At 62.8% G+C, this 26,986-nt stretch carries 26 protein-coding genes; 15 read left to right on the plus strand and 11 right to left on the minus strand.

Going from position 1 to position 26,986, the window contains the following annotated elements:
- Positions 1-9 precede the first annotated feature (9 nt).
- A complete protein-coding gene (locus DFP86_RS04240) occupies positions 10-3,117 on the plus strand; it encodes an efflux RND transporter permease subunit (RefSeq protein ID WP_133678772.1) in 3,108 nt (1,035 codons plus the stop codon).
- 69 nt (positions 3,118-3,186) lie between these two features.
- Here the strand turns inward: DFP86_RS04240 and DFP86_RS04245 are convergent, their stop codons facing one another.
- Together DFP86_RS04245 and DFP86_RS04250 are read right to left on the minus strand one after the other, a co-directional pair.
- Positions 3,187-3,894, minus strand: a complete 708-nt coding sequence (locus tag DFP86_RS04245) for an alanyl-tRNA editing protein (protein ID WP_133678773.1) — start codon at positions 3,892-3,894, stop codon at positions 3,187-3,189.
- Positions 3,895-3,919: 25 nt separating this feature from the next.
- The gene (locus DFP86_RS04250; RefSeq protein WP_133678774.1) at positions 3,920-4,633 is read right to left on the minus strand and encodes an alanyl-tRNA editing protein; all 714 of its coding nucleotides are present in this window, start codon (positions 4,631-4,633) and stop codon (positions 3,920-3,922) included.
- Between the two features lie 187 nt (positions 4,634-4,820).
- Between DFP86_RS04250 and DFP86_RS04255 the strand changes: the two genes are divergently transcribed.
- Positions 4,821-5,357 (plus strand): hypothetical protein, encoded by a 537-nt coding sequence (locus DFP86_RS04255; protein ID WP_133678775.1) that lies wholly within the window; start codon positions 4,821-4,823, stop codon positions 5,355-5,357.
- Positions 5,358-5,359: 2 nt separating this feature from the next.
- Here DFP86_RS04255 and DFP86_RS04260 read toward each other — a convergent pair whose 3' ends face one another.
- The 3 genes from DFP86_RS04260 to murJ are packed head-to-tail and all read right to left on the minus strand — an operon-like array spanning position 5,360 to position 8,150.
- Positions 5,360-5,758 carry a DUF2799 domain-containing protein gene (locus tag DFP86_RS04260; RefSeq protein WP_133678776.1) on the minus strand — a complete coding sequence of 133 codons (399 nt, stop codon included), beginning with the start codon at positions 5,756-5,758 and terminating at the stop codon, positions 5,360-5,362.
- A 7-nt stretch (positions 5,759-5,765) separates the two neighbouring features.
- Positions 5,766-6,602: an NADPH-dependent 7-cyano-7-deazaguanine reductase QueF gene (gene queF / locus DFP86_RS04265; protein WP_133678777.1), complete on the minus strand. Its 837-nt coding sequence runs from the start codon at positions 6,600-6,602 to the stop codon at positions 5,766-5,768.
- Between the two features lie 18 nt (positions 6,603-6,620).
- Positions 6,621-8,150 (minus strand): murein biosynthesis integral membrane protein MurJ, encoded by a 1,530-nt coding sequence (gene murJ, locus DFP86_RS04270; RefSeq protein ID WP_133678778.1) that lies wholly within the window; start codon positions 8,148-8,150, stop codon positions 6,621-6,623.
- A gap of 184 nt (positions 8,151-8,334) precedes the next feature.
- On the opposite strand from murJ, the gene rpsT reads away from it, so the two are divergent.
- The gene (rpsT, locus tag DFP86_RS04275; protein WP_133678779.1) at positions 8,335-8,601 is read left to right on the plus strand and encodes a 30S ribosomal protein S20; all 267 of its coding nucleotides are present in this window, start codon (positions 8,335-8,337) and stop codon (positions 8,599-8,601) included.
- Positions 8,602-8,741: 140 nt separating this feature from the next.
- The gene (locus tag DFP86_RS04280) at positions 8,742-9,572 is read left to right on the plus strand and encodes a hypothetical protein (protein ID WP_133678780.1); all 831 of its coding nucleotides are present in this window, start codon (positions 8,742-8,744) and stop codon (positions 9,570-9,572) included.
- A 40-nt stretch (positions 9,573-9,612) separates the two neighbouring features.
- On the opposite strand, the gene DFP86_RS04285 is transcribed toward DFP86_RS04280, so the two are convergent.
- From DFP86_RS04285 to fabI, 3 genes are read right to left on the minus strand one after another with little or no spacing between them, the layout of a single operon-like run.
- Positions 9,613-10,773 carry an acetate/propionate family kinase gene (locus tag DFP86_RS04285; protein WP_133678781.1) on the minus strand — a complete coding sequence of 387 codons (1,161 nt, stop codon included), beginning with the start codon at positions 10,771-10,773 and terminating at the stop codon, positions 9,613-9,615.
- Positions 10,770-11,708, minus strand: coding sequence for a phosphate acetyltransferase (locus DFP86_RS04290; protein ID WP_133678782.1), 939 nt, complete (start codon positions 11,706-11,708; stop codon positions 10,770-10,772). Before DFP86_RS04290 ends, DFP86_RS04285 begins: the two co-directional genes overlap by 4 nt.
- Before the next feature lie 10 nt (positions 11,709-11,718).
- Entirely contained in the window at positions 11,719-12,495 is a 777-nt protein-coding gene (gene fabI / locus DFP86_RS04295) for an enoyl-ACP reductase FabI (RefSeq protein ID WP_133678783.1), read from the minus strand.
- A 237-nt stretch (positions 12,496-12,732) separates the two neighbouring features.
- Here fabI and DFP86_RS04300 point away from each other — a divergent pair, with 237 nt between their 5' ends.
- The 6 genes from DFP86_RS04300 (at position 12,733) to DFP86_RS04325 (ending at position 18,471) form a co-directional block, all read left to right on the plus strand.
- Positions 12,733-12,981 (plus strand): FmdB family zinc ribbon protein, encoded by a 249-nt coding sequence (locus tag DFP86_RS04300; RefSeq protein ID WP_133678784.1) that lies wholly within the window; start codon positions 12,733-12,735, stop codon positions 12,979-12,981.
- A 1-nt stretch (position 12,982) separates the two neighbouring features.
- Positions 12,983-13,609, plus strand: coding sequence for a DUF502 domain-containing protein (locus DFP86_RS04305; RefSeq protein ID WP_133678785.1), 627 nt, complete (start codon positions 12,983-12,985; stop codon positions 13,607-13,609).
- Between the two features lie 149 nt (positions 13,610-13,758).
- Entirely contained in the window at positions 13,759-15,543 is a 1,785-nt protein-coding gene (gene aspS / locus DFP86_RS04310; protein ID WP_133678786.1) for an aspartate--tRNA ligase, read from the plus strand.
- Positions 15,544-15,903: 360 nt separating this feature from the next.
- Entirely contained in the window at positions 15,904-16,521 is a 618-nt protein-coding gene (locus DFP86_RS04315) for a peroxiredoxin (protein WP_133678981.1), read from the plus strand.
- 307 nt (positions 16,522-16,828) lie between these two features.
- Entirely contained in the window at positions 16,829-17,377 is a 549-nt protein-coding gene (locus DFP86_RS04320; protein ID WP_133678787.1) for a VCBS domain-containing protein, read from the plus strand.
- Between the two features lie 113 nt (positions 17,378-17,490).
- A complete protein-coding gene (locus tag DFP86_RS04325) occupies positions 17,491-18,471 on the plus strand; it encodes an alpha/beta hydrolase (RefSeq protein WP_133678788.1) in 981 nt (326 codons plus the stop codon).
- Here DFP86_RS04325 and DFP86_RS04330 read toward each other — a convergent pair.
- Together DFP86_RS04330 and DFP86_RS04335 are read right to left on the minus strand one after the other, a co-directional pair.
- Complete coding sequence (locus DFP86_RS04330; RefSeq protein WP_166642145.1) at positions 18,428-19,666, minus strand: MFS transporter; 1,239 nt, start codon at positions 19,664-19,666, stop codon at positions 18,428-18,430. The genes DFP86_RS04325 and DFP86_RS04330 overlap by 44 nt on opposite strands.
- 91 nt (positions 19,667-19,757) lie before the next feature.
- A complete protein-coding gene (locus tag DFP86_RS04335; protein ID WP_133678790.1) occupies positions 19,758-20,357 on the minus strand; it encodes an arylesterase in 600 nt (199 codons plus the stop codon).
- A gap of 10 nt (positions 20,358-20,367) precedes the next feature.
- Here DFP86_RS04335 and DFP86_RS04340 point away from each other — a divergent pair, with 10 nt between their 5' ends.
- A complete protein-coding gene (locus tag DFP86_RS04340) occupies positions 20,368-21,060 on the plus strand; it encodes an ABC transporter ATP-binding protein (RefSeq protein ID WP_133678791.1) in 693 nt (230 codons plus the stop codon).
- Positions 21,057-23,537, plus strand: a complete 2,481-nt coding sequence (locus DFP86_RS04345) for an ABC transporter permease (protein ID WP_133678792.1) — start codon at positions 21,057-21,059, stop codon at positions 23,535-23,537. Before DFP86_RS04340 ends, DFP86_RS04345 begins: the two co-directional genes overlap by 4 nt.
- 33 nt (positions 23,538-23,570) lie before the next feature.
- Here DFP86_RS04345 and DFP86_RS04350 read toward each other — a convergent pair whose 3' ends face one another.
- Positions 23,571-24,200, minus strand: coding sequence for a DUF3313 family protein (locus tag DFP86_RS04350; protein WP_133678793.1), 630 nt, complete (start codon positions 24,198-24,200; stop codon positions 23,571-23,573).
- 170 nt (positions 24,201-24,370) lie between these two features.
- Between DFP86_RS04350 and mltG the strand changes: the two genes are divergently transcribed.
- Genes mltG through DFP86_RS04365 form a run of 3 tightly spaced genes read left to right on the plus strand, consistent with a single transcriptional unit; the run spans position 24,371 to position 26,961 of the window.
- Positions 24,371-25,363 (plus strand): endolytic transglycosylase MltG, encoded by a 993-nt coding sequence (gene mltG, locus DFP86_RS04355; protein WP_208108223.1) that lies wholly within the window; start codon positions 24,371-24,373, stop codon positions 25,361-25,363.
- 3 nt (positions 25,364-25,366) lie between these two features.
- Complete coding sequence (tmk, locus tag DFP86_RS04360; RefSeq protein ID WP_133678795.1) at positions 25,367-25,987, plus strand: dTMP kinase; 621 nt, start codon at positions 25,367-25,369, stop codon at positions 25,985-25,987.
- Positions 25,987-26,961, plus strand: coding sequence for a DNA polymerase III subunit delta' (locus DFP86_RS04365; protein WP_133678796.1), 975 nt, complete (start codon positions 25,987-25,989; stop codon positions 26,959-26,961). Before tmk ends, DFP86_RS04365 begins: the two co-directional genes overlap by 1 nt.
- Positions 26,962-26,986: the final 25 nt, after the last annotated feature.

Genomic DNA, 26,986 nt, shown 5'->3' on the forward strand with positions numbered 1-26,986 from the left:
GAACGCACCATGTGGCTCACGCGCATCAGTGTCAATAATCCCTATTTCGCCACCGTGCTGATGTTGGCGCTGGTGGTGCTCGGCGCCTTCGCCTGGTGGCGACTGCCGGTCGAGGAGTATCCCGATATCCGTTTCCCGGTGGCGGTGGTGATTACCCAGTACAACGGCGCATCGCCCGCGGTGGTGGAGAGCGAGGTATCGCGACCGCTGGAAGAGGCGGTTAACACCATCAGCGGCGTCAAACACATCCGCTCCTATTCCATGCTCGGCATCTCCTACGTGGTGGCCGAGTTCGAACTCGGTGTCGATCCCGCCGCCGCGTTGCAGGACGTGCGCGACCGCATCGGCGGCGTGCAGGGGCAGTTCCGCCGCGAGATTTCCACCCCGACGGTGTCGCAGTTCAACCCGAACGACCAGCCGCTGATGTCGTTGACGCTGAATTCGAACCAAGTCAATCAGCGCGCGTTGACCACCTGGATCCAGAAGTCGCTGAAAAAGCGGCTGCAGACGGTGGCCGGCGTCGGCGACGTGCGGGTGATCGGCGGCATGGCGCGCGAAATCCATATTCAACTCGATCCCTGGCGGCTGGAGGCGCAGGGCTTGTCGGTGCCGGATGTCTCCGATGCCATCCAGACCGCCAACCGCGATTTCCCGGCCGGCACGGTGAGTACGGCGCATAACGAGCTGGCGGTGCGTATCACCGGCAAATTGAAGACGCCGGAGGATTTCGCCCGCCTGGTGATCGGCTATCGCGACAGCAGCCCGATTACGCTTGCGGATGTGGCGACCGTGGCCGATGCCGAGGGCGAGCAGGACAGCGTGGCGTTGATCGACGGCAAGCCCGGGGTCGGCATCGATATTCGCGCCACGCGCGGCGCCAACGTCGTCAATGTGGCCGATGGCGTGCACCAGGTGCTCGACGACATGAAGAGCGCCATGCCGGCCGGCACCAGCGTCTATTTCACCGAGGATAAGTCGATCAGCATCAAGCGTTCGTTGGCCAACGTGCAATCCACGCTGATCGAGGGCGCCGTCTTGACGGTGCTGATCGTGTTCCTGTTCCTGGGCTCGTGGCGCAGCACGGTGATTACCGGCCTGACCTTGCCGGTGTCGCTGATCGGTACCATGTTCGCCGTGCAGGCGTCCGGTTTTACCCTCAATCTGATGACGCTGATGGCGCTGTCGCTGTCGATCGGCCTGTTGATCGACGACGCCATCGTGGTGCGCGAGAACATCGTGCGTCACCTGAATCTGGGCAAGAATCACCACCAGGCGGCGCTCGACGGCACCAATGAAATCGGCCTGGCGGTGCTGGCCACCACCTTGACCATCGTGGCGGTGTTTCTGCCGGTGGGGTTCATGAACGGGGTGATCGGCAAGTTCTTCCACCAATTCGGCCTGACGGTCACCGTGGCGGTGCTGATCTCCATGCTGGTGAGTTTCTCGCTCGATCCGATGTTGTCGTCGATCTGGCCCGATCCGCACCGCTACGGCGATCGGCATAAAGGGCCGCTTGGCCGACTGCTAGACGGCTTCGAGTCCTTGCTCGACCGGACGATGCGCCACTACGAGCGCGTACTCGACTGGTCGTTGCGCCACCGCAAAACGGTGCTGGCGGCGGCGCTGTTGCTGACGATCGGCAGCTTTGCGCTGATCCCGAGCATTGGCGGCGAATTCATGCCGCGGCAGGACAAGGGACGTTTCCTGGTCAGTTTCAAGACCGAGGCGGGTTCGTCGCTTGCCTACACCACCGACAAGGCGCGCATATTGGAAGCGCTGCTGCATCGGCAGATTCCAGAGGTGAAATCCATCGGCGTGTCGACCGGCAACGGCGACTTCGGTTCGGTGTCGTCCGAAGGTTCGCTACGGGTGGATATCGGCCCGCGCGATCAGCGCAAGCGTTCCCTGCCGGAGATCATCGAACAGGCCAGACAGCTGGCGCAGCAGATCGGCGGCATCGAGGTGCAGTCGGTGAGCGAGCTCGATCAGGAGGGCGGCGGCGGGCAGCCGGTCAACATCGCCGTGCGCGGCAACGATCTGGCGGCATTGTCGCAGGCGGCCAAGCAGTTTATCGCCGGCCTGTCGAAGGTGCCGGGTGTCACCGATGCGCGCTCTTCGCTGGCCGACACCGACCCGGCGCTGGATATCGAAGTACGGCGCGATGCCGCCGCGACGCTGGGGATCGATCTCAACCGCGTCGGCCAGACGCTGTCGACGTTATTGGGCGGTTCGGTGGTGACCACCTGGGAGGCGCCGGACGGCGAGAATTACGATGTGCGGCTGCAAGTCCCCAAGTCGCTGCGCCGCAGCGAACTGCTGGATGTGCTGACGGTGGCCGGCAATCGCGATGCCGCCGGCCCGGCCGCCATGGTACCGCTGTCGACCGTCACTCAGCTTAAAAACGGCCAGAGTCCGCGTCAGATCGACCGAGTCGACTTGCAACGGGAAATCACGGTAACCGCCAATATCGTCGGCCGCGACCCGGCGGCGGTGTTCGCCGATATCGATAAGATGATCGCCAAGACGGCGCTGCCGGAAGGCGTCTCGCTGGATCAGCAGGGCGACCGGCAGAATATGGAAGAGTCGCTGAAAGCGGCGCTGTCGGCACTGTCGATGGGCTTGATCTTCATTTACATGATCCTGGCGGCGCAGTTCCGCAGTTTTACCCTGCCGATCACCATCATGATGGCGCTGCCGCTGGCCTTCGTCGGCGTGTTCGTGGCGCTGTGGCTGTGCGGCTCGACGCTCAATATGTTCTCGGTCATCGGCATCGTGATGCTGATGGGGCTGGCGGCCAAGAACGGGATCTTGCTGGTCGATTTCATCAATCAGTCGCGGCGCGAGGGCTTGTCGCGTCACGAGGCGATCCTGGCGGCCGGCCGGGTGCGTTTGCGGCCGATCGTGATGACCAGCCTGGCGATGATCTTCGGCATGCTGCCGCTGGCGCTATCGATGGGCGACGGCGCCGAAACCCAGCGGCCGATGGCCCAGGCCATCATCGGCGGCCTGATCACTTCGACGCTATTGACGCTTTTGGTGGTGCCGGTGGTGTACACGCTGATGGATGGACTGCGCGGCTTCATCCGGCGCCGGCTGGGGGTCTCGCAGCAGGCGTAGCGCGTGTGCGCCGGAGGCAACGCACGTTTTCGGGTATGCAAAAATCGTGCGTTGCTTCGCGAACGCACGCTACAACAGAGTCAGGTGCACGCGCTTATTGCGCGCGCCCTTGTTCTCGATCTTCTTCACCAGAACCTGGCCCACTTCCGCGGTGCTGCGCACATGCGTGCCGGCACAGGATTGCAGGTCGACCCCTTCGATTTCCACCAAATGCACTTCCTCGGCATCCATCGGCGGCGGCGCGGTCATGGTCTTGACCAATTCCGGCTGCGAGCGCAGCGCTTCGCTGCTGGTGATGTGCAGGCGTACGGCGTGGTCCTCGGCGATCAGCCGGTCGAGTTCGCGCTGGATGCTCTCCTTGTCGAGCACCACGCCTTCCGGCAGGTTGAAGTCCATACGGCCGCCTTCTTCGTTGAGGTTGCCGCCGGTCACTTCGTAAGGCAGCACCACCGACAGGAGATGCTGGCAGGTATGCATGCGCATATGGCGGTAGCGGCGCGCCCAGTCGAGTTCCAGCGTGACCTGGGCGCCGACCGGCAGTTCGGGGGCGCCGGCCAGGTAGTGGGTGATCTGGCCGCTGTCAGGGTCGCGCAGGGTGTTGACCACCGGGTAGCCGATGCCATCGGCGGTGCAGAGCGTGCCGGTGTCGGCAGGCTGTCCGCCGCCGAGCGGGTAACACAGCGTGTCGGCCAAAATCACGCCGCCTTGGGCGTCTTGGCCGACGACGGTGGTTTCGAGCCGGGTCTGGTAGGGGTCTTGATAGAATTGTTCTGCCACAGTCTTTGTCTCCTGGTTCGGATCGTTATTCTTCCGCGAAAGCGATGATGACGCGCTTGTTGCGCTTGCCCTTGTTTTCGATTTTCTTCACCGCCACGCGGCCGATTTCGGCGGTGTGGCGAACGTGAGTGCCGCCACAAGGTTCGAGACTGACGCTCTGGATTTCCACCAGGTGCACTTCCGGCTTGTCGAGCGGCGGCGGCAGTGCCATCGAGGCGATCAAGTCAGGCTGGGTGATCAATTCGGCACTGGGGATCATCTTCATGATCACCGCATGATCGGCGTCGATCATGCAGTTGAGCCGGGTTTCGATGTCTTGTTTGTCCAGTTCCTCGCCTTCCGGCAAGTTGAAGTCCAGCCGGGCGCTTTCCGCTGTCAGATTACCGCTGGTGACTTCATATTTCAGCACCTCGGACAACAGATGCAGACAGGTGTGCATCCGCATGTGGCGGTGTCGGCGCGCCCAATCGATCTGTACCACGACCGGCGTGCCGGAGCGGGGGTACTGCGCATTGTCGGGCAGGAAGTGCACGATATCGCCGCTTTCGGGGTCGCGGCGGGTGTTCTCGATCGACAGGGTCGTGCCGTCGGGCAGGGTTAGCGTGCCGGTGTCGCCGGGCTGTCCGCCGCCTTGCGGATAGCAAATGGTGTCGGACAGTACCACACCGCCTTCGCGGTGGCGTACCACGCTGGTTTCCAGGCGAGTTTGATAGGGGTCGAGATAGAAGCATTCCTGCATGGTGGCGATCCTTGTACGGCATAGGTTAGCGGATATTGTTATACCTTGAGGGCGTGGGACGTCAAATGCAACCGCGGCGCTATCTGCCGGGTCTGAACTTTGCGGGTGTTTTCCGACCTGATGCTTGTGCCTGGCGAGTCTTGGGGCATCTGCCGGCGAGGGAGGAAAAATTGTGAACATTTGTCAAATGACCCCAAGGTTCGAACGCGGTCGCGCCTTGGCGGTGTTTCTGTCTCTGTCGGTGTTTGTGCACCTAGGACTATTGGCTTGGGGCTCGCGCGGCGCCATGGCGCCGTCGGCGGCCATGCCGGCCAGTACTATCACGCTGACGTTGTCGACTCGCCCGGCTGCCGTGTCAGTGCCGGCTATCTCGGCGCCTGCGGTACGGCCTGCCGTTTCCGGCGAGCGTCGACAGACCCCCATCTCGCGAGCAGGGCGGCCGTCCGCATCGAGCGGCGCCGCGCACACCCCCGCGGTGGATCTTGGTCAGGCGACGATCCGTGCCGCGGCCGGCGCGGTCATGCGCGAGCAGCGCGAGACGGCGGCGCGGAGCACGGCCGGGCGGTTGTCGCCCGATGCGACGCCACCAGCCAAGACGCCGCTACAGCAGTCGCTGGAAGCCAGCGCGAGGCCGGAATGTCGCCATGCCTACAGCGGGATGGGGTTGCTGGCGATTGTGCCATTGGTGGTGGATACCGCGACCGACCGGGGGTGCCGCTGGTAGTCCTAATACCTCATCGGCCAAGGAAACCAGAACGGCCCGCTTCGCGTGTCGTCGAGGTATTCGCGATAGGCCGGGCGGTATTTTGCCAGGAAGGCGGGTTCGGACTGCGCCGGGCAGACGCCCTCGTAGGTTTCGCCGCGCTCGCCGACCTTTTCGCCGTTGTCCGGGGTGCAGTAACTCTTAAGACCCTGTTCGCGCGCCGCCAGGTAGGCGGCGCGATCGAAATCGATGCCGAAGCGAGCACACGATTCGACATGCTTGTCGAGTCGCCACAAGCCGTAACCCTGCTGGCCGTCCTTCTGCCCCAACTGAGCCGGCGTAATCGTCCGGCATTCTTGTTCGTTGAGGGTGGCGCAACCGGTCAGCGCCAGCGTAAGAAGTAGCAGCGGCAGGGTTTTCATGAGTGCCTCATTGCCTTGCGGTGCGCAGATTGACCGGCGCGCTGGCATTCGGGTCGTTGCTGCGCCAGGGGTTGATGTCCAGACCGCCGCGGCGGGTATAGCGGGCGTACACGGTCAAAACTTCGGGCCGGCATTGGCGCAGTAGGTCGACGAAGATACGTTCGACGCACTGCTCGTGGAATTCGTTGTGCTGGCGGAAGCCGATCAGGTAGCGCAGCAGACCCTCGCGATCGATGCGAGCGCCACGGTAGTGCACGGTGACGCTGCCCCAATCGGGTTGGCCGGTGACCAAACAGTTGGATTTCAGCAGGTCGGAGCACAGCGTCTCCTCGACGATGTCGCCGGCGTGGGCCGTCAGTCGGCTTGGGTCGGGGCTATAGTCGTCGACCGCGATGTCGAGTTCGTCGATCGATTCGCCAGGTAGCTCGGCAAAGCGCTCGGCGACGAAAGCGGCGGGGCGGGTCAGCGTGACCAAAACTTGCGCGCCGGCGGCGTGGCTCAGGTCGCGCGTCAGGCAATCGATCACCGCCTGATCGTTATCCAGCCGCGTTTGGTTGAAGGTGTTCAGATATAGCTTGAACGACTTCGATTCGATCAGGCTCGGCGATTCGGCGGGAATGACGATGGTGGCGATGGCGATCTGCGGCTTGCCGCGCGCGTTGAGCCAGGACAGCTCGTAACCGTTCCAGATGTCGCAGCCGGCGAAGGGCAGCGCCGCTTCGTCGACACCGATCTCCTCGCGCTTGGCGCGACGCGGGATCGGGAACAGCAGCGTCGGATCGTAGTGATCCTGATAATCGACTTTTTTGCCCAGCGGCGAGTGTTCCGGTTGTTGCGTGGTCATGCGGGATGAACTCCGTTGTTATGGATGACGCAGGTGGCGCGGACGTAGCCCGAGCGCCAACAGCGCCAGAAAATAACCGATGGCGCCAAGCCCGATCAACAGGGCGAGCCCTGTCATGCGCCCAGTGCCGAGTCGATCCCAGCCCACGGGCAAATCGGCCTGTACTTGCAGCAGGATCAGCGCCATGACGGCGAGCGCGGCGAATAATCGCAGCAGGAACGCCTGCCAGCCGGCACCCGGCCGATAGATGCGCACGCGCCACAATTCATAGAGTAGCAGGCCGGCATTGAATAGGGCGGCCAGTCCGATGGACAAGGCCAGGCCGGCGTGGCGTAGCGGCGCGATGAAAAGCAGGTTCATCGCCAGCGTGGCCAGCAGCGTCCATACGGCGATACGCACCGGCGCACGCAGATTCTGCCGCGCGAGAAAGCCCGGCACCAGGACTTTGATCAGAATCAGGCCGACCAATCCCAAGGCGTAGGCGATCAGGGCCTGACGCGTCATGGCGGCGTCCAACGGTGTGAATTGGCCGTAGCGGAACAGCGTATCGGTCAACGGGCCGGCCAGCATGGCCAGGCCGACGGTGGCAGGCAGCGCCAGCAGCAATGTCAGGCGAATGCCCCAGTCGAGCAGCGCACTATAGGCCGCGTGATCGCGCGTTGCCGCGTGCCGGCTGAGCGACGGCAGCAGAATGGTGCCGAGCGCGGCGCCGAGTACGCCGGTGGGAAATTCCATCAAGCGGTCGGCGTAGTACATCCACGACACGCTGCCGGTGGGTAGGAAGGAGGCGAAGGTCGAATTGAGCAGCAGCGAGATCTGCGCCACCGAGACGCTGAAGATGGCCGGCAGCATGCGGTAGACCATGCGCCAGGCGGCCTGGTCGCGCAGGTCGAGGCGCGGGCGCGGCAGCAGGTCGAGGCGTTTGAGCGCGAACAATGGATAGAGCAACTGCAAGCAGCCGCCGGCGAAGGTGGCCCACGCCAGCACCATCACCGGCGGATCGAAGTGCTTCGCCAGCCCGAGCGCGAAAGCGATGAAGGTCAGGTTGAGCAGTGCCGGCGTGAAGGCCGGCACGGAAAAACGGCCCCAGGCGTTGAGAATGCTGCCGGCCAGCGACGACAGCGAGATCAGTAGGATATAAGGCAGGGTGATGCGCAGCAGTTCGACGGTCAGGGCGAATTGATGACTGTTGCGGCTGAAACCCGGCGCCATCAGCCAGACCAGGAGCGGCGCGGCCAGCATGCACAATGCGGTGAACAGGCTGAGCGCCAGGCCAAGCATAGCGGTGATGTTGGCGATGAAGGCGCGGGTCTCGGCGTGCGGCTTGCCGTGCCGATGTTCGCTCAACATCGGCACGAACGCCTGGGCAAACGCGCCCTCGGAAAACAAGCGGCGCAGCAGGTTGGGCAGCTTGAAGGCAACGAAGAAGGCATCGGTGGCCGGGCCCGCGCCGAATAGACGCGCAATCAGCGTGTCGCGCGCGAATCCCAGAATGCGCGACAGCAGGGTGATGCTGCTGACGCGGGCCAATGTCTTGAAAAGGTTCATGCCCGAAATGACGGAGTGCGAAGGGGCACAAGTTTAGCCTAAACCCTGTCTGTCGTAGCTTTTCGGCCCCGCCAAATGTGGCGCTTGCAGCCCGCCTGAAGGGTCGTCGGTATTTTTCTTGCAAAACGAGAACTTAAAGCATAAAATCGCGGGTTTCAGATTCAGTTCACCAGGAGAAAGTTTCATGGCTAATAGCGCACAAGCTCGCAAGCGTGCACGCCAGGCTCTCAAGCAGCGCGCGCACAACGCCAGCCTGCGCACTGCGTTTCGCACCGCAGTGAAGAAAGTACTCAAGGCTGTCGAGGCCGGCGACAAGGCTGCCGCCCGCGAAGTCTTCCAGGTATCGGTCAAGGTTCTCGATCGCATCGCCGACAAGGGCGTGTTCCACAAGAATAAGGCCGCTCGCCATAAGAGCCGTCTGTCTGCTCAAATCAAGGCAATGGCCGCCTAAGCGGTTTAGCTGCGATATGAGGCGAAAAAGGCTCCCACGGGAGCTTTTTTGCTATCTGTCGCTGCCGTTTTTCCCTACCTTGAAAAATCTTCGGTCAGTGCCGATTCTGTAAGCGTCACCTAAACGAAGGTGGATCGACGATGAACAGGCGCTGTCCCATTCTTGATCCGCTGGCGATAGCCGCCGCGGTTTTCTGCGCCGTCGCCATACCGGCGATTGCCGGCAATTGGAAAGCAGGGGACGCGCTGCCGCCCAATACCTCGCCTGAAGACGCCGCGCTGCAATATTTGCATGACGGCCAAACTGGATCGCTTGCGGCGACGAAAGCCACGCGCGTTTGGTTTTCTCGGAATTTTACCGTCTCCGGAACGCGCTATCGCACGGTGTTCTTGGTGACGGCAGTCGATGGCAGCCATGTCGGCCAAGCGCATATCGGGGCCGTGACTTTTCGTATTAAGGATGGCGTGCCCGAGGTATGGGGGAGGGCACAACCCCACTTCGCAGAAGCCGGTTCGTTCGGCGATGTCCACGCGATAAAAGACCCGAATGCGCCGTTTGATTCTCCTGCGCGCGTTGAGGCGAAAATGGTTTCGCTGGCGGGCTGCAAGATGGCCCTGACGGTGGATGAGCGGGATGCCGGCCCGGGCGCGGTCTACGTCTGGCGCAGCATTTTCTTGTTTGACCAAAACGGCTGGCATGGCGCCGGCGCGATCCTAAGCGCAAGCAGCAAGTCGGCGGATTGTCGCAAGGCCGCCGTGGGCGAAGTGCCAACGTCCGGCCGCAAGCGGCTGCCATGCTTTTCGTGGCTTATCGATACAGCCCGGTTCGACGATAACGGCAAAAAAGACTGGCCGGATCTCCTCGTCAAAACCCGCGGCACCGAAATCCGGGGGGGCGTGCTCGCGCGCGTTTCCGGTGCCTGGGTTCGCTATCGATATGTTGGCGGCGAATACGTCTCTTCGACAAAATGACCGCATTCACTTTCGCTCGATGCGGTCGGTACAGCGCGCTTTATGTCGCCAGCAGTTCGGCGGCGGCACGCGCCATTTCCCCTTCTTCATCGGTGGGTAGCAAGTAAGCGTGTCGGGTACTGGCCGGTGCGGTGAGACGACGTGCCTGCGCCAGGTTGGCCGCCAGGTCGAGTTCGAAACCCAGCCAATGCAGTTGCGTCAGGATGCGGGCACGGATCTCCGGCGAGCGCTCGCCGATGCCGGCGGTGAAGATCAACGCATCGATGCCTTTCATGCTGGCGGCCAAAGCCCCGACCTCGCGCACCACCCGGTAGCAGAACAGCTCCACCGCCTCGCGCGCGGCCGGCAACGGGCTCGCCAGCAGTTGGCGCATGTCGGCCGACAGGCCGGATACCCCAAGTAGGCCGGAGTTCTTGTACAGCTCGCGCCGCACTTCCCGCACCCCCATGCCTTCGTGCTCCATCCAGTAGAGCAGTACCTCGGCGTCGATCGACCCCGGCCGGGTAGACATCATCAGCCCTTCCACGGTGGAGAAGCCGGTGCTGGCGGCCACGCTTGCGCCATCGAGCAGTGCGCAGGCGCTGGCGCCGCTGCCGAGATGGCACACCACCACCCGTCCCTGGGCCAGCCCCAGCTCCGGCAGGCGGCGCGCGATCGAGGCATAGGACAGACCGTGGAAGCCGTAGCGGCGGATGCCTTCGTCGTGCCAGTGGCGCGCAATGCCGAAGCGGGTGGCGACTTCCGGTTGGGTCGCGTGGAAGGCGGTGTCGAAGCAGGCGATCTGGCACAGACCGGGATCGAGCGCGCTGAAGGCGTCGATCACCGCCAGACTGATCGGCTGATGCAACGGCGCCAGCGGTATCCACTGAGCCATACGCTCGCGAACCTCGTCGGTCAGCCGCACCGGGCTGGTATAGACACCGCCGCCATGAACCACGCGGTGCACGACCGCATCGACGCGCAGGCGGTGGTCGGCCAGCGTGTTGATCATCGCCGCCACCGCGGCCTCCTTGCCGGCCTCTTGCAGCGTTTTTTCCTCTAGCCGGTTGCCGCGAGCGTCCGACAGGGTCAACACACTGTCGGCGGGTTCGCCGAAGCGGTCGATCAGGCCGCTGACCAGCAGGTCGGCGCCGTCGTCGGCGTAGACGCGGAACTTGAGCGTGGCGGAGCCGGCGTTGACGGCGAGCAGGCTGGGCCTCATGCGATCTTCCCGATCTTGTGCCGACGATGCGCCAGCAGGTTGGCGATGGCGGCCGATGCCAGGCGCCCCGGCGCGTCTTCCGAGCGGCTGGTAAGTACGATCGGCACGCGCGCGCCCATGACGATACCGGCAGAGGCCGCCGCCGCCAGGTAGGTCAACTGCTTGGCCAGCATGTTGCCGGACTCCAGGTCCGGCACCAGCAGGATGTCGGGGCTGCCGGCCACCGACGAGACGATGCCCTTGGTGTCGGCCGCCTGTAGCGAAATGGCATTGTCGAAGGCCAGCGGGCCGTCCAGCAGCGCGCCTCGGATCTGGCCGCGGTCGGCCATCTTGCAGAGGGCGGCGGCGTCGACGGTGGAACCGATTTCCGGCGTGATGGTCTCGACGGCCGACAGAATCGCGACCTTGGGCTCGGCGATGCCGAGGGAGTGGCACAGGTCGATGGCGTTCTGGCAGATATCCCGCTTGGTCATCAGGTCCGGGCTGATGTTGATGGCGGCATCGGTGATGAACAGATAACGCGGATAGCTCTCGACGCGCATGATGAACACATGGCTGATGCGGCGGTCAGTGCGTACCCCGGTGGCGCGTGCCAGCACTTCGGTCATGAATTCGTCGGTGTGTAGACTGCCTTTCATCAGGATGTCGGCCTTGCCGTCGCGTGCCAAAGCAACGGCGGTCTCGGCCGCCGCATGGCTATGCGGCACGTCGATGACCTCGATATCCTGCAGGTCGAGGTCGATCTCTTCCGCCAGCCGGCGAATTTTGTTTTCCGGGCCGATCAGAATCGGCGTCGCTACCCCGTCCAGGAAGGTTTCCACCGCGCCCAGCAGCGATTCGCGGCTGCAAGGGTGCGCCACCGCCATCGGTAGCGGGCCGAGCCGTTTGGCTTCTTCGCGGATGTCTTCGAATGCATGCGCGTCGCGTAGTAACATGTTTACCCCCTCAGGCCATGATGTTGAAACCACCGTCGACATAGATCGTTGCGCCGGTCAGGGCGCGCGCGGCGTCTGAAATCAGGAAGGCGGCGACTTGGCCGACGTCCTCGATGTCCACCAGGCGGCTCTGCGGCGCGCGGGCGATGGCCTCGTTGATCAGACTGTCGAAATGGGCGATACCCGATGCCGCGCGGGTTTTCAGCGGCCCCGGCGACAGGGCGTGCACGCGGATGCCCTTGGGGCCCAGCTCGTGCGCCATGTAACGGCTGACGCTCTCCAGCGCCGCCTTGACTGGCCCCATGATATTGTAATTTTCCACTACCTTGTCGGAGCCGTAGTAGCTCATGGTCAAGAGCGTGCCGCCATGCGTCATCAACGGCTCGGCATGCCGGGCCAGTTCCAGGAAGGAGTAGCAAGATACCCGCATGGCTTGTTGGAAGCCGGGCAACGAGCAGTCCACCACGCGGCCGTGCAAGTCTTCCATGGGGCAGAAGGCGATCGAGTGCACGACAAAGTCCAGTTGTCCCCAGTCGCGATGGATTTGCTCGAACACCTGCGCCATCTGCCCAGGCTCTTCGACGTTGAGCGGCAGGATCAGTTGCGCACCCAGGCCTTCGGCCAGCGGCCGGACGTATTTTTCCGCTTTCTCGTTCAAATAGGTGACGGCCAATTCCGCCCCGAGTTCGCGCAGTACGCTGGCGCAGCCGTAAGCGATGCTCTGATCGTTGGCGATGCCGACCACCAAGCCTCTCTTGCCTGCGATGATGTTGCCGCTCACGTCCATGGACACTCCTGTGTCGGGTTCAAATACTTCATGGTAGACGTGGTTTGTTGCAATGCAATATCAAGAATGTTTCCGCATGTGCATTAGGCTGCGATAACCTCCGTTGTCGGATATAATCGCCTTTCCCCCTTGAGTTTGTGCCAGTTGGCCTCATCTGCGCCTCAACGGTGCGGAACGCCTGGGCTCGAATCGAATTTGCCCCGGCCGTATCAATGTCATCAGTGCGGAGTATGTAATATGCCGATTTATGAGTATCGCTGCGACGACTGTGGCAGCCAGAAGGAACACCTGCAAAAAATGACCGACGAGCAGATCGCCAACTGCCCGTCCTGCGGCAGCACCCAGTACCGCAAGCTGCTGTCGGCCGCCGGTTTCCAGTTGAAGGGCAAGGGCTGGTATGCCACCGACTTCAAGGGTGGCGGTTGCCCGGCAGCCGATTCGTCTGCCGGCGGTCACGCCTGTTCCGGAGCCTGCAGCCACTCCTGACATGAAACCGATAAAGATGACCCTTAAGGGGTATTTGGTTACCGGCCTGTTATTGTGGCTCCCGCTGGCGGTGACGCTCTGGGTGCTGAACCTGATCGTCGGCACGCTGGATCAGACCTTGACGCTGCTGCCGGATGCCTGGCGTCCCGACCATCTGCTCGGCGTCAATATTCCGGGTTTCGGGGTCATCTTCGCGGTGCTGGTGCTGCTTGGCACCGGCATGCTGACCGCCAATGTGCTGGGCCAGCGGCTGTTGATGTTCTGGCACGGGGTGATCTCGCGCACGCCGGTGGTCAAATCGATCTACAACAGCGTCAAGCAGGTGAGCGATACCCTGCTGTCCGACTCCGGACAGGCCTTCCGTCGTGCGCTGCTGGTGCGTTTCCCGCATCAGGATGCGTGGACCGTGGCCTTTCAGACCGGCCGCCCGTCCGACAACCTGGCACCGCTGTTGGGTGCGGACGAATACATCAGCGTTTACGTGCCGACGACGCCGAATCCGACTTCCGGCTATTTCATCATGGTGGCGAAGAAGGATACGCGAGAGCTCGAAATGAGCGTCGACGAGGCGCTGAAATACGTGATTTCCATGGGGGTGGTGGCACCTCAGTCCGCTCGCAAGCACTGACGGGCGTTCTCGTCCGCCGGCGGTGCGCCGGTTTTTTGCTGTTCATGCCACGCTCTTTCCGCTTGGCGGCTGCCTGATTTTGTTTCGGCGCCCAAACGCGTTAAGCTACTCCTCTTTACGAATTTGATTGAATTAAAGCGATTGTAAATATGCGAACCGATTACTGCGGACTGATTGACAAGAAATATCTGGGCCAGACCGTGACGGTCAAGGGCTGGGCACATCGCCGCCGCGACCATGGCGGCGTGATCTTCATCGACCTGCGCGACCGTGAAGGCCTGGTGCAGGTGGTGATCGATCCGGATACCCCGGAAGCCTTTGCCACCGCCGATGCCAGCCGCAACGAGTTCGTTCTGTCGGTGACCGGGATCGTGCGCGAGCGCCCGGCCGGTACCGGCAACGCCAACCTGATTTCCGGCGAGATCGAGATTCTCGCCAAGGAAATCGAAGTGCTGAACAGCGCCGTGACCCCGCCGTTCCAGATCGACGACGAAGGCCTGTCGGAAAATGTCCGCCTGACCCACCGCGTCATCGACCTGCGCCGTCCGCAAATGCAGAAGAATCTGCGTCTGCGCTACCGCGTGGCCATGGGCGTGCGCCAGTACCTCGACCGCAAGGGCTTCATCGATATCGAAACGCCGATGCTGACCCGCTCGACGCCGGAAGGCGCTCGCGACTACCTGGTACCGTCGCGCGTGCACCCGGGTGAATTCTTCGCTCTGCCGCAATCGCCGCAGTTGTTCAAGCAGCTGTTGATGGTGGCCGGCTTCGACCGCTACTACCAGATCACCAAGTGCTTCCGCGACGAGGACCTGCGCGCCGACCGTCAGCCGGAATTCACGCAGATCGATATCGAAACCTCGTTCTTGGGCGAGGAAGAGATCATGGATATCACCGAGTCCATGACGCGCGAGATCTTCCGCGACGTGCTGGACGTCGAGTTGCCCGCGTTCCCGCGCATGACCTACGCCGACGCGATGTTCTACTACGGTTCCGACAAGCCGGATATGCGCGTGCCGCTGGCCTTTACCGAATTGACCGATCTGATGAAGACCGAGTCGTTCAAGGTATTCCGTGCCGCCGCCGACCTGCCGAACGGCCGTGTCGCCGCGCTGAAGATTCCGGGCGGCGCAGCGCTCTCGCGCAAGGAAATCGACGACTACACCCAGTTTGTCGCCATCTATGGCGCCAAGGGCCTGGCCTACATCAAGGTCAACGACGTCACCAAGCTGACCAACGGCGAAGACAGCGGCCTGCAGTCGCCGATCGTCAAGTTCTTGTCGGACGCCGCGCTGGCGGAAATCATCCGCCGTACCGAAGCCCAGAACGGCGACCTGATCTTCTTCGGCGCCGACAGCGCCAAGGTGGTCAACGAATCGTTGGGTGCGCTGCGCATCAAGGTCGGCCACGAGAAGGGTTTGGCCAGCAAGGAATGGCGTCCGCTGTGGGTGGTCGACTTCCCGATGTTCGAACACGACGATGAAGACGACCGTTGGACGGCTTGCCACCACCCGTTCACTTCGCCCAAGCCTGGGCACGAGGACATGCTGGAGAGCAATCCGGGCGCGTGCCTGGCGCGTGCCTACGACATGGTGCTCAACGGCTGGGAAATCGGTGGCGGTTCGATCCGTATCCATCGCGCCGAAGTGCAGGAGAAGGTATTCGCCGCACTGAAGATTACGCCGGAAGAGCAACAGAACAAGTTCGGCTTCCTGCTCGACAACCTGAAATTCGGCGCACCGCCGCATGGCGGTTTGGCCTTCGGCCTCGACCGTTTGGTGACGCTGATGGCCGGTGCCGAGTCGATCCGCGACGTGATCGCCTTCCCCAAGACTCAGCGTGCCCAGTGCCTGTTGACCCAGGCGCCGAACCACGTCGACGACAAGCAACTGCGCGAGCTGAACCTGCGCCTGCGCAAAACCGAAGGCCAATAAGCGGGCGGCGCAAGCCTACCCGATCAACAACAGCCCAGAGGCATCGACGCCTCCGGGCTGTTTGTTTTTGTGCGCTAGCGCCGGTTCATCCTCTTTCGCGGCGAAAAGGGCGTACAGTCAGCCGGCGGATTCCCGAGGAAGGCCTCTCATTTTCTTGTTGCGTCGGTTGTCGCCAGCGCATACAGCTACACTGTGCATGGCCTCGGTGTGTAAGTAGGTAAGAGTATGATTTTCAATGGGCATTGAGAAAATTAATTACTCCGATATTTATTTACAATTTCCGCTGGCGCCGGGCTTGCGCTATAAATATGCCAACTCCTGGCGCTTGACGCCAAACAGATGCTAAAAAGGAGATCCATGATGGCAGTACTTGTTGGTAAGCAAGCTCCGTTTTTCCATGATGCAGACAAGCGTTTCGCCGCAGTGTTGGGCGATGGCCAGATCGTCGAAGACTACAACTTCCAAAAATCGACGGCTGGCAAATACGCGGTGGTGTTCTTTTACCCGCTGGACTTCACGTTCGTATGCCCGTCCGAATTGATCGCTTTCGACCATCGCCTAGAAGAATTCAAAAAGCGTAACGTCGAAGTGATCGGGGTTTCGATCGACAGCGAGTTCACCCACAACGCATGGCGTAACACCGCCGTCGAAAAGGGCGGTATCGGCCAAGTGGGCTATACCCTGATCGCCGACGTCAACCATGCACTGGCTCGCGCTTTCGACGTCGAGTCGGATGAAGGCCCGGCTTTCCGCGGCACCTTCCTGATCGACAAGAGCGGCGTGGTTCGCCATCAGGTCGTCAACGATATGCCGCTGGGGCGCAATATCGACGAAGCCCTGCGTATGGTCGATGCCCTGCAGTTCTTTGAAGAAAACGGCGACGTATGCCCGGCAGGTTGGAACAAGGGCAAGAAGGCCATGCAAGCCAGCATTAGCGGTGTGGCCTCCTACCTGGCGGAAAATGCCGAATCGCTGTAAACGACAGTTACAAGACGCCCGTTTCGCAAGAACGGATAAAAGCCCGACCGGTTCCCCGGCGGGCTTTTTTCTTGTGCGCCCGGTTGGTGGTGCAGCCCCATTGCGTCCTCTCTGCCGATTTCCGATGTCAAAAGGGTATCGGCGATGCACGTTCCGACGGCTTTATCGGAAGTGATGGGAAATGGGGTTTGTTTCCTTGAATCATTTGTAATTTATTGTTTAATGTTGGCTGTGCGTGAGCGCATGAATTACGCGTAGCGTACGAGAACTTGAACAACAGATTGCAAACTCTTTTGAGGATTCTCCGATGAGCAATAGTAATGTCAACTCGATGACTTCCCAGGCAAATACGGCGGGCAATACCGGAAGCGGGAACCACCCGGCGAGGTTCCGATTCAGCAGCGATGTCATGCTGGAATGGGACGAGCGCGGTGCCAATGCCGTGGCCAGCGTCGATAACACGAATATCAACGTGGAAGATGTCGATTCAGGCGAAAATCGCTTGCAGTCGCAAGACTGGCAGGAAGTGCCGCTGCTGAGGCTCAATGGGTTTCATGCTGATCAGGGGGCCGGTGCGATTCGTTTCATGATCGATGCGGAGGGGCAGCCACATTTCGATACCACGAAGGTCGACGAACTGGGGGCGGGCAAATGGGCGGTGGCTAAGCTTCCCGTGAAGAGTTTCGATGGCAGCAGCGAGTCGCACCTGGAGTTTACGATCATGGGGCCGAGAGAAAGCTGCGCCTGCCCCGCCGTACAACGAGACGAGTCGCAGGATGGACTGATGGTCGCGGACAATTCGGGCTATTCGGAGTTGGCTCGCTATCTTGACGCGGGTTCTGCCATCGTCGTGTAAGCCAGATGCAAGCGAGGCGTTGTGCACGCCCTTCGAAAAGCCAGTCGGATCGACTGGCTTTTTTGTGTCAACTTGTTATGCTTTATGAATATTTTGGCGCCTAGGAGATGTCAATGGCCGAGAGCGAACTCAATCCACAACTGGCGGACTGGCTTAACGCATTCAACCAAAAAGTGGCGCAGATGCTCGCCAATGGTTACAAGCCGACAGCCATTGGCGCGCGCGAAGCGCTAGCCGGTGTGACACGACAGTTGGTCTCGGATGGACCGGCTATCGCCTGGGTCAACGACGACCTTATCGCCGGCCGGGATTACGCCGTGCCGGTACGCATCTACCACCCCGCACCTGGCGAGGCCAGGCCGGTGCTGCTGTATCTGCACGGCGGCGGTCATACCGCCGGCAGCGTCAGCGTCTATGATCCCATCAGCCGGCGCTTGGCCGCTGCCACCGGGCACATTGTCATGGTGCCGGAATACCGCCTGGCGCCGGAAAATCCTTATCCGGCCGCTGTGCTCGATGCTTACACGGCGGCCAAGGGCGCATTCGCGCTGCTGCAGACGCGGCAACTGACATTTACCCCGCGCTTGGCGTTAGCGGGCGATTCGGCCGGCGCCGCACTGGCCGCGACACTCTCGGCGCGCCTGCAGTACGAGCCCGATGTGCCGCTCGCGCGGCAAGTGCTGCTCTATCCCTGCCTGGATTACACCATGTCGGCGCCATCGATGGATCAAAAGGGCCTGGGCTATTTTCTGACGCGCGCACGCATCGCGTGGTATTTCGAGCAATACTTCCAGCACGGCGAGGATCGCCGCGCCGTCTCGCCGCTCCATCTGCCTATCGGATCCGGCATGCCCGCCACGTTGATAGTCAGCGCGGGGTTCGATCCGCTGTGCGACGAAGCGACACATTATCTACAGCGTCTGCAGACTGCCGGTGTGGCGGTCGAACAGCTGCATCACCCGGACATGCTGCATGCCTTTCTGAACATGGAGCAGTGCGCTAAAGCGGCTTGCGACCAGACCTACCGCCGCATTGCCGAGTTTCTCGACTTCAAGCCTGCTGGGCGACGGCCTCATCGGGCGGCGCCTGGTTGAGGATGATGCGTACCGGCGTCAGTTGGATCAGTGCGGCCAGGACCGTGGCCAGCGCACAGCCGACCCACAGGGTGGTGCCGCCGGCGGTACCGTAAACCCAAGCGCCCAGCGCCGGCGCGAACAAGGTGCGGCCAGCCCAGGCCGAGCTATAAAGACCCATGTAACGCCCGCGCAGGCGGCCTTCCGAGCGGCGCATCACCAATAACATAAAGGCCGGCGAGATCAGCAGCTCCGAGGTGGTCTGCGCGATCACCATCAGGATCGGCCAGATGGGCTGCGGCCCGACCAACAGCAACAAATAGCTCAAGCCGGTCAGCACCACGCCCCACTGCGCACAGCGGCCGACTCCCCATTGTTCCATGCGACGCGCGATCGGCACCTGCAAAAACACCACCATCAGTCCGTTGATGGTGAACAAAATGCCCAACCAGTTCGGGCCGAGATGGTTGTATTCGGCCAGGTACAGTCCGACCACCGAATAGAGCTGGTCGAAGACCGCCGCCGCCACCACCATGCCGCCTAGCAGCCGCAAGAAGGGCACGTCGCGCCATGGGCTCAGATGCGCCAGGTTTGCCCCGGCGTTTTCGCTATGGCGTTGCTCCAGTACGACCGGTGTGCGCCGGTAGGCCCAAGCCAGCCAAAGGGCGGCGATGCCGGTGGCGACGCCATTGCTCAAATACACCCACTGATAGCCCAGCGTGGCCAGAAAGCCGCCGGTGATGCCGCTCATCGCCACGCCGAGGTTCATGGCGATACGCAACATGCCTTGCGCCTGCGCGCGCCGCGCCGGTGGACAGGGCTCAAGTGCCAGCCGTTGATTGAGTGGGCGAAAAGCGCCGTCGCACAAGCCCGAAACCAGAAGCACCGGTGCGAACAGCCACAACGGAATCGGCATGGACAGCAGGATCATGGAGAGCGCGGCGCCCGCTAGGAACAGTTTGGACAGAAGCCGGCTGTCGTAGCGATCGGACAGACTGCCGCCGCGATACGCACCGATCAAAACCCCAAAACCGTAAGCCGATACCATGGTGCCGACCCAGCGGTAGCCGACACCGTAGTTGGCGTGCAAATACAGCGGCAGGAACAGCTTGGCCATGCCGCCCATGTTGTTGGTCAGCGAACAGACCAGCTGAATGTAGACCGAGCGTGGTAGGCCGCGATACGGCGCCAGTAAGTGTTTGAGGCGGGTGCGCATGCACATTGCTTTCTTCTTGAGGTGTTCAGAAGGCCCTAAGCAACATTTCTGAACCATTCCAGGCCGATGGGGCCAGCCTGCTTGCGTAATCTTAAAGCGGTAAGCGCCGTTTGACGGTCTGCATCATTTTCGTTTGCGCCGACGCGGCGGGGTGAATGCCGTCCGGCTGGAATTGGCGCAAATCGCCGGCGAAACCAGCCATCAAATCGGGTACATAGGCCAGTCGCGCCTGCTGGGCCAGTCGGTCGTAAACCGTGTGAAACGCTTGGGTATAGCTTCGACCGTAGTTGGGGGGCAGCTCGATGCCGACGAGCAGTACCCGGGCATGCGCTTGCCGGCACAACTGCACCATTTGGCGTAGATTGGCCTGCATGGCCGCCAGCGGCAAACCGCGCAGGCCATCGTTGCCGCCGAGCGCAATGATGACCCAGTCCGGTCGATTTTCCACCAGAGCGCGCGGCAGACGGGTTAGTCCATCGGCGGTGGTTGCGCCCGACACGCTGGCGTTGACCACCTTGTGCCGCGGCGCTAAATCGCGGGCGAGCAGCTTGACCCAGCCTTGCTCCACCGTCGGCAGACCGTAACCGGCCGAGAGGCTATCGCCGAGCACCAGAATGGTTGCGGCTTGCAATCGCGGTGCCAGGCAGCACAGCAGCAGCAACCAGACAAACATATATCGCAGGGAGCGCATCCTTACCGCCATGAGTGACGATCCGAAAGTCAGGGTGTTATCCGCCACACATTTGGCGCGGAACATTCTATTTCAAGGTGAAACGATTTCCATTCTGCATGACATCAGCCTTGATGTATACCATGGCGATAGCGTGGCGATCGTCGGCGTGTCCGGTTCGGGCAAATCGACACTGCTGTCGCTGCTGGCAGGGCTGGACTTGCCGACATCGGGTGAAGTCGTGCTGTTCGGCCAGCCGCTGATGTCGCTGGATGAAGACGGTCGGGCGCTGTTGCGTCGTCGGCAGGTCGGCTTTGTGTTCCAGAGTTTCCAGTTGATGTCGCCGCTGACGGCGCTGGAGAACGTCATGCTGCCGCTGGCGCTGGCAGGTGAGACGAATGCCCGGGAGCGGGCGACGGACATGCTGGCGCGGGTCGGGCTCGCGCACCGCCTGCGCCATTACCCGCGCCATCTGTCCGGTGGGGAGCAACAGCGCGTGGCACTGGCGCGCGCCTTTGTCGGCGGCCCGGCGCTGTTGTTCGCCGACGAACCGACCGGCAATCTCGATACCGTTTCCGGTGCCCAGGTGATCGAACTGTTGTTCGAGCTGAATCGCGAGCAAGGTACGGCGCTGGTGCTGGTGACGCACGACGCCGATCTGGCCGAGCGTTGCGGCACGGTATACCGCTTGGCGCAGGGCCGATTATCGGCGGAGCGATCATGAAGCGGCTGGCGGCGGCTTGGCGCTTCGCCTGGCGCGAATTGCTGTCGGGCGAGTTGACCCTGTTGGCGCTGGCGCTACTGGTGGCTGTTTGCGCCACCAGCAGCGTGGCATTTTTCGCCGACCGCGTGCGCCAGGGATTGACCCTGCACGCCAACCAATTATTGGCGGCCGATCTTGCCATTGAATCCGATGCGCCGCTGCCGTCGTCATTGGTCCTCTCTGCGCGTCAAGCCGGTCTGCAGGTCAGCGGTAGCCAGACTTTCCCTTCCATGGTGACCACCGCCGGTGCGGTGGCGCTGGCCAGCTTGCGCGCGGTACCGGACAACTACCCGCTGCGAGGCGAGATGCGGGTGCGTCTGGCGGATGGCAAGGTGCGCGTGGGCGCGTGGCGTCCCGCGCCGGGCGACGCCTGGGCCGACAGCCGGTTGATGGCGCGGCTCGGCATCCGGCTGGGCGACCGTCTGCGGCTTGGCAACCTCAGCCTGCGTCTGAGCGGCGAACTGCTGCGCGAACCGGATGGTGCATTGGCCGGATACAGTTTTATGCCGCGCCTGTTGTTCAATCAGGCCGATGTGACGGCAACCGGACTCTTGGGGCCGGGTGCCAGAGCCCGCTGGCGCCTGATGGTCAGTGGGCAGCCGGTTGCGGTCGATGCCTGGCGGCGGGGCGTCGAGGCACGGCTGCCGGCGGGAGCGCGCGTCGAAAGCGTGGAAGACGCCAGGCCCGAATTGCGTAGCGCCATGACGCGAGCGCGCCGTTTCCTCGGTCTGACCGCCATGTTGACCGCTACCTTGGCCGCGGCGGCCATGATGCTAGCCGTGCGGCGTTTTCTGGCGCGGCAGTGGCAGCCGGTGGCGGTACTGCGCTGTCTCGGACTGACGGGCACCGAAATTACCGGGTTATTCGCCACGGTGTTGCTGGCCCTGGCCCTGATCGGCGGAGGGCTCGGCAGTGCACTGGGCTACGGGGTGCAGGCGGCGTTGGCCGGCATCGCTATTCCCGATGCCGGCGAGACGTTGCCGCCGCCAGCGGTTTGGCTGATTGGGCTTGGCCCCGCCTCGGCGCTCTTGCTATTGATCGGCTTGGCGCTGCCGCCGGTGATGGCGTTGCGCCGTGTGCCGCCATCGGCCGTCTTGCGGGCCGAGGTGCCGCCAAGGTCGGTGGGGATGGGACTGCCGCCGCTGGCCATCCTGCTGCTGATCGCCTTGTCGTTGTGGCAGATGGACGACTGGCGCCTGGCAGGCTGGCTGCTAGCCGGTATGAGCGGCTATTTCCTGGTTGCCGGCGGGGCGGCTTGGTGCCTGGTGCTCGGTTCGCGACGCTTGTCGCGCGGCGAAGGCGCCATCGGCTGGCGCTTTGGCGTGGCGGCGCTGGCGCGGCGTCCGTGGCTGGCTGTGCTGCAAGTGGTGGCGTTGTCGACGGGGTTGATGGCGCTGCTGACGCTGACCGTGGTGCGGACCGATCTGCTCGACGCATGGCGCCAGAGCCTGCCGCCCGACGCCCCCAACCAGTTCGTCATCAACCTGCAGCCGGATCAGGTGCAGGACTTCAATGCGATGTTCGCCGCGGCACGACTGCCGATGCCGGAGATCGCGCCGATTGCACGGGGCCGCTTGCTGGCGATCAACGGCCGGCCGGTACAGCCGGCTCAGTACCGCGACGAGCAGGCCCAGCGCTTGGCCGGTCGCGAATTCAATCTGTCCTGGCGGGATGCGCCGCCCGAGGCTAACCGCCTGGTTGCCGGACAATGGTGGTCGACGGCGGCCGTGGACGAATTTTCGCTGGAGCAGGAGATGGCGCAAGCGATGGGCATCCGCCTGGGCGACCTGCTGACTTTCGATGTGGCCGGTACGCAGCTAGTTGGCCGGGTGACCAGCTTGCGCACGGTGGCCTGGAACAGTTTTCGGCTCAATTTCTTTGTATTGGCGCCGCGCGCCATGCTGGCCAGTCGTGCCACCAGTTTGGTGGCCGCCTTCTACCTGCCGCCGGCGCAACGCGGTTTTGCCGATCGATTGGTGCGGCGCTTCGCCAATCTGACCGCCGTCGATGTCAGTGATGTGCTGGATCAAGTTCGGGAAGTGATCGACCGGCTGGCTCAGGCGGTCGAGGCGCTGTTCGTGCTGACGCTGTGCGCCGGCGTGCTGGTGTTGTGGGCGGCGCTGGGGGCGACGCGCGACGAGCGCTTGGCGGATGCGGCATTGATGCGGGCGCTGGGTGCCTCGCGCCGGCAGCTGCGCACCGTGGTGTTGGCCGAGCTCTTGTGGCTGGGGGGCTTCACCGGCCTGTTGGCCGGTAGCGGCGCCATGCTGCTCGGGGCGTTCGCCGGCTGGAAACTGCTCGAACTGCCGCTGCGCTGCAACGGTCTGTTGCCGGTCTTGGGGCTGCTATGCGGCATGTTGTTGGTGCCGTTGGCCGGTTGGCCGCTGCTGCGCCGCGTCGTGCGTCAGACGCCGCTGTCGACTTTGCAGGCGCGTTGATCTGGCAAACGCGTACACGCACGCATCAGCCGGTCAACCGTGCCCCAGTATCAGGGCGATCCGGTCGGCACTGGCCAGGCTGAAGCTATCGAGCATGCCCAGCATCTCTTCGCGGTCTGCCGGGGCGGGGCGCGTCGTGGTCAACAACTCGGCGCTGCCGGCCAATACCAGATTGCTTTGCGAATCCACCACCTGGCCGACCGCCTGCACGCGCCGCAGGTAGTGCGCCATGCTGTCGCCGAGCGTTGCCAGGTTCAATGCGGTTTCCACGGGTTGCTTGCGTGCGTCGAGCGCCAGCGCCAGCTGCAAACGCATGACATCCGGCGCCGGCGCCTCGGCCACGGTCAGCCCATGGGCATGCAGGGCTTGAATCATGGCCTGGCGAAAGTGGCGATCCAACGGATTGTCCGGCAGCGCGCGCAGCAGCAGCCAGTCGCCGTTTTCGGATTGCGTCAGGAAGGATAGCGGTTCGAGCAGAACGCCATGGTAGTGGCTCAGATCCATGTCCGGGCGAACGAAGCCGAAACGTCCGGGGTGCTCCTCCGACATGTTGTAGGCGCTAGCCGGCAGTGCGGACAGCGGCTGCATCGTCTCGGCGCCGGCGGAAAGAGACAAGGCCGACCAGGCGACCAATGCGCAGGCCAGTTTGTAGAAGGCATTCATCAATACGCTCAACTTATGCTTTGGGTCTGAAAGAGACCAAAGTAATACCCAATGGTTCAAAACCTATCTATCTGCATGGTCGGTAGTTGCCCGCCAGTCTGCTATCATGCACATACTTTTTCTCGCCGGCGCTTGGCCTGCCGGTCGTATTGACTTTGCGGATGTAGTTGATGATTAAATGGTTGATTCGTTTGGCGCTGCTTGCATTACTGACGGCGCTTGTCTGGTTTTCCTGGATCGTGTTCGTCCCTGTCGAACCGCCGACCTCTCCCTATGCCATGACCATTGGTCCGAACCGTACCCTGTCGCAGGTGGCGAACAGCCTGAAGCAGGAGGGCGTCATCAAGAGCCGCGACGTCATGGTGTTGCTCGCTCGCCTGCAGGGCACCGACCGGCACATCAAAGCCGGTCTGTACCGTTTCGACGGCACGGTCAGCTTGTGGACCATTTTGCAGCGTTTCGCCGAGGGCAAGCCGGATGAGGCCAGCGCCACGGTGGTGGAGGGCTGGACCTTCCATCAGTTCCGCGCATTGCTGGATCAAAACCCGGATGTACGGCATGACGGCGCCGGCCTGAGCGATGCCGAAATTCTCGCTCGCATCGGCGCCGGCGAACAGCAGCCCGAGGGGCTGTTTTTCCCGAGCACCTATTACTTCACGCCCGGTGCCAGCGATCTCGAGCTCTATCGCCGCGCCTACGCCACCATGCAGCGTAAGCTGGCGGAAGCATGGCAATCGCGCTCGGGCGGTCTACCGGTCAGCTCGCCCTATCAATTGTTGACTTTGGCGAGCCTGGTGGAGAAGGAAACCGCCCGTCAGGAAGATCGAACCCTGATCGCAGCGGTATTCGTCAACCGGCTGACCAAGAACATGCGGCTGCAGACCGACCCATCGGTGATCTACGGTATGGGCAACGCCTACCGCGGCAACATCACCAAGGCCGACCTGCGACGCGATACGCCTTACAATACCTATACCCGCAATGGCCTGACGCCGACCCCGATCGCGCTGCCTGGCGCGGCGGCGTTGAAGGCGGCGGCGCATCCGGCCGCCAGCGACGTACTGTATTTCGTGGCGCGCGGCGACGGTAGCAGCTATTTCTCGCAGACGCTCGACGAACACAACGACGCGGTGCGCAAGTACATTCTCAAGAAGGGCAACTGACCGATGCCACCACGTTTCATTACTCTCGAAGGCATTGATGGCGCCGGCAAGAGTTCGCATCTGGCCTTCATCCGCGAGTGGCTGGGCGAACACGGTATCGATGCCGTCTTCACGCGCGAGCCGGGCGGCACCGATTTGGCCGAAAAGCTGCGCGCGCTGCTGCTGGCGCCCGAGACCGACGTCTCGCTGGAAACCGAGACCCTGCTGCTGTTCGCTGCGCGCCAGGATCATATCCAGCGCGTGATCGCGCCGGCATTGGAGGCGGGGCGCTGGGTGGTCTCCGACCGCTTTACCGATGCTTCGTTCGCTTACCAGGGCGGCGGCCGCGGATTGGCCAACGAACGGCTGGCCGTGCTGGAGGATTGGGTGCAGCAGGGACTGCAGCCCGATTTGACCCTGCTGTTCGACGTCTCGATCGACGTGGCGCAAAGCCGCATGGCCGCCACCCGTTCGCTCGACCGGTTCGAGCGCGAGGCGAGCGATTTCCATCAGCGGGTGCGCCAGGCCTACCTGGCGCGTGCCGCGCGTTATCCGCGTTTTTGCGTGCTGGATTCGAGCCGTCGCCTCGATGAGATCCGCGCCGACATCGCCGACCGACTCGGTGCGCTGGTGGAGCACGACTGATGCGCTATCCTTGGCAAAACGACGATTGGCGGCGAATCAACCAGGAGCGCGAGCGTCTGCCCAACGCCTGGCTGCTGACCGGGCTGGCCGGCATCGGCAAATCGGCTTTTGCCGAGGAGTTGGCGCGCTCGCTGCTGTGCGACCGCCCGGGGCCGGAGCATGCCGCCTGCGGCGAATGCGAGTCCTGCCGCTGGTTTGCGTTGGGCAGCCACCCCGATTACCGCCGACTGTCGCCGTTGCAGGACGATGACGAGGAGAAGGCCAGCCGCAAGCTGCCGGTGATCAAGATCGAGGCGGTGCGCGAGGTGATCGATTTCGCTCACTTGACCTCGCACCGTCACGGCCAGCGCGTGGTGATGGTGGAACCGGCCGAGGCGCTCAACCCGGCCGCCGCCAACGCCCTGTTGAAGATTCTCGAAGAGCCGCCGGCCGATGTGCTGTTCCTGTTGGTGGCGCACGCGCCTCAACGTCTGTTGCCGACCATCCGCAGCCGTTGCCGTCAATTCGCCATGACTGCGCCGGCGCGCGACACGGCGCTCGCCTGGCTGCGTCAGCAGGGCGTCGCCGATCCGGATACCGAGCTGGCACACCATGGCGGCGCGCCCTTGTTCGACCACGATCCTGCATTGGCTAGCGCGCGCACGGCCTTTCTCGACGGATTGATCCAACCGACTTTGGCCAATGTGCTGCAGATGGCCGAGCGGACCGACAAGCAGAAGCTGCCACTGGCGGTGCCGCTGGAGTGGCTGCAGATGTGGTTGCACGACCTGGCGGCGTTACGCCTGTCCGGCACGTTACGCTACTATCCGGATCACCGCGTGGCACTGCACAATCTGGCTCGGCGCGCCGATCTGTCAAAGTTGATGCAGGCCGCCGGCGCGCTCGACAAGCTGGCGCCCTATGGCCAGCATACCTTGAACGTCAGGTTGCAGTTGGAGTCCGCCCTGATGGAATATTTGAAGATCTTCGCCTAGGGCGCTTGCTGCGCCCGGTAAACTG

This window comes from Paludibacterium purpuratum, from assembly GCF_004363805.1.
GTDB classification, from domain to species: Bacteria; Pseudomonadota; Gammaproteobacteria; order Burkholderiales; family Chromobacteriaceae; genus Paludibacterium; species Paludibacterium purpuratum.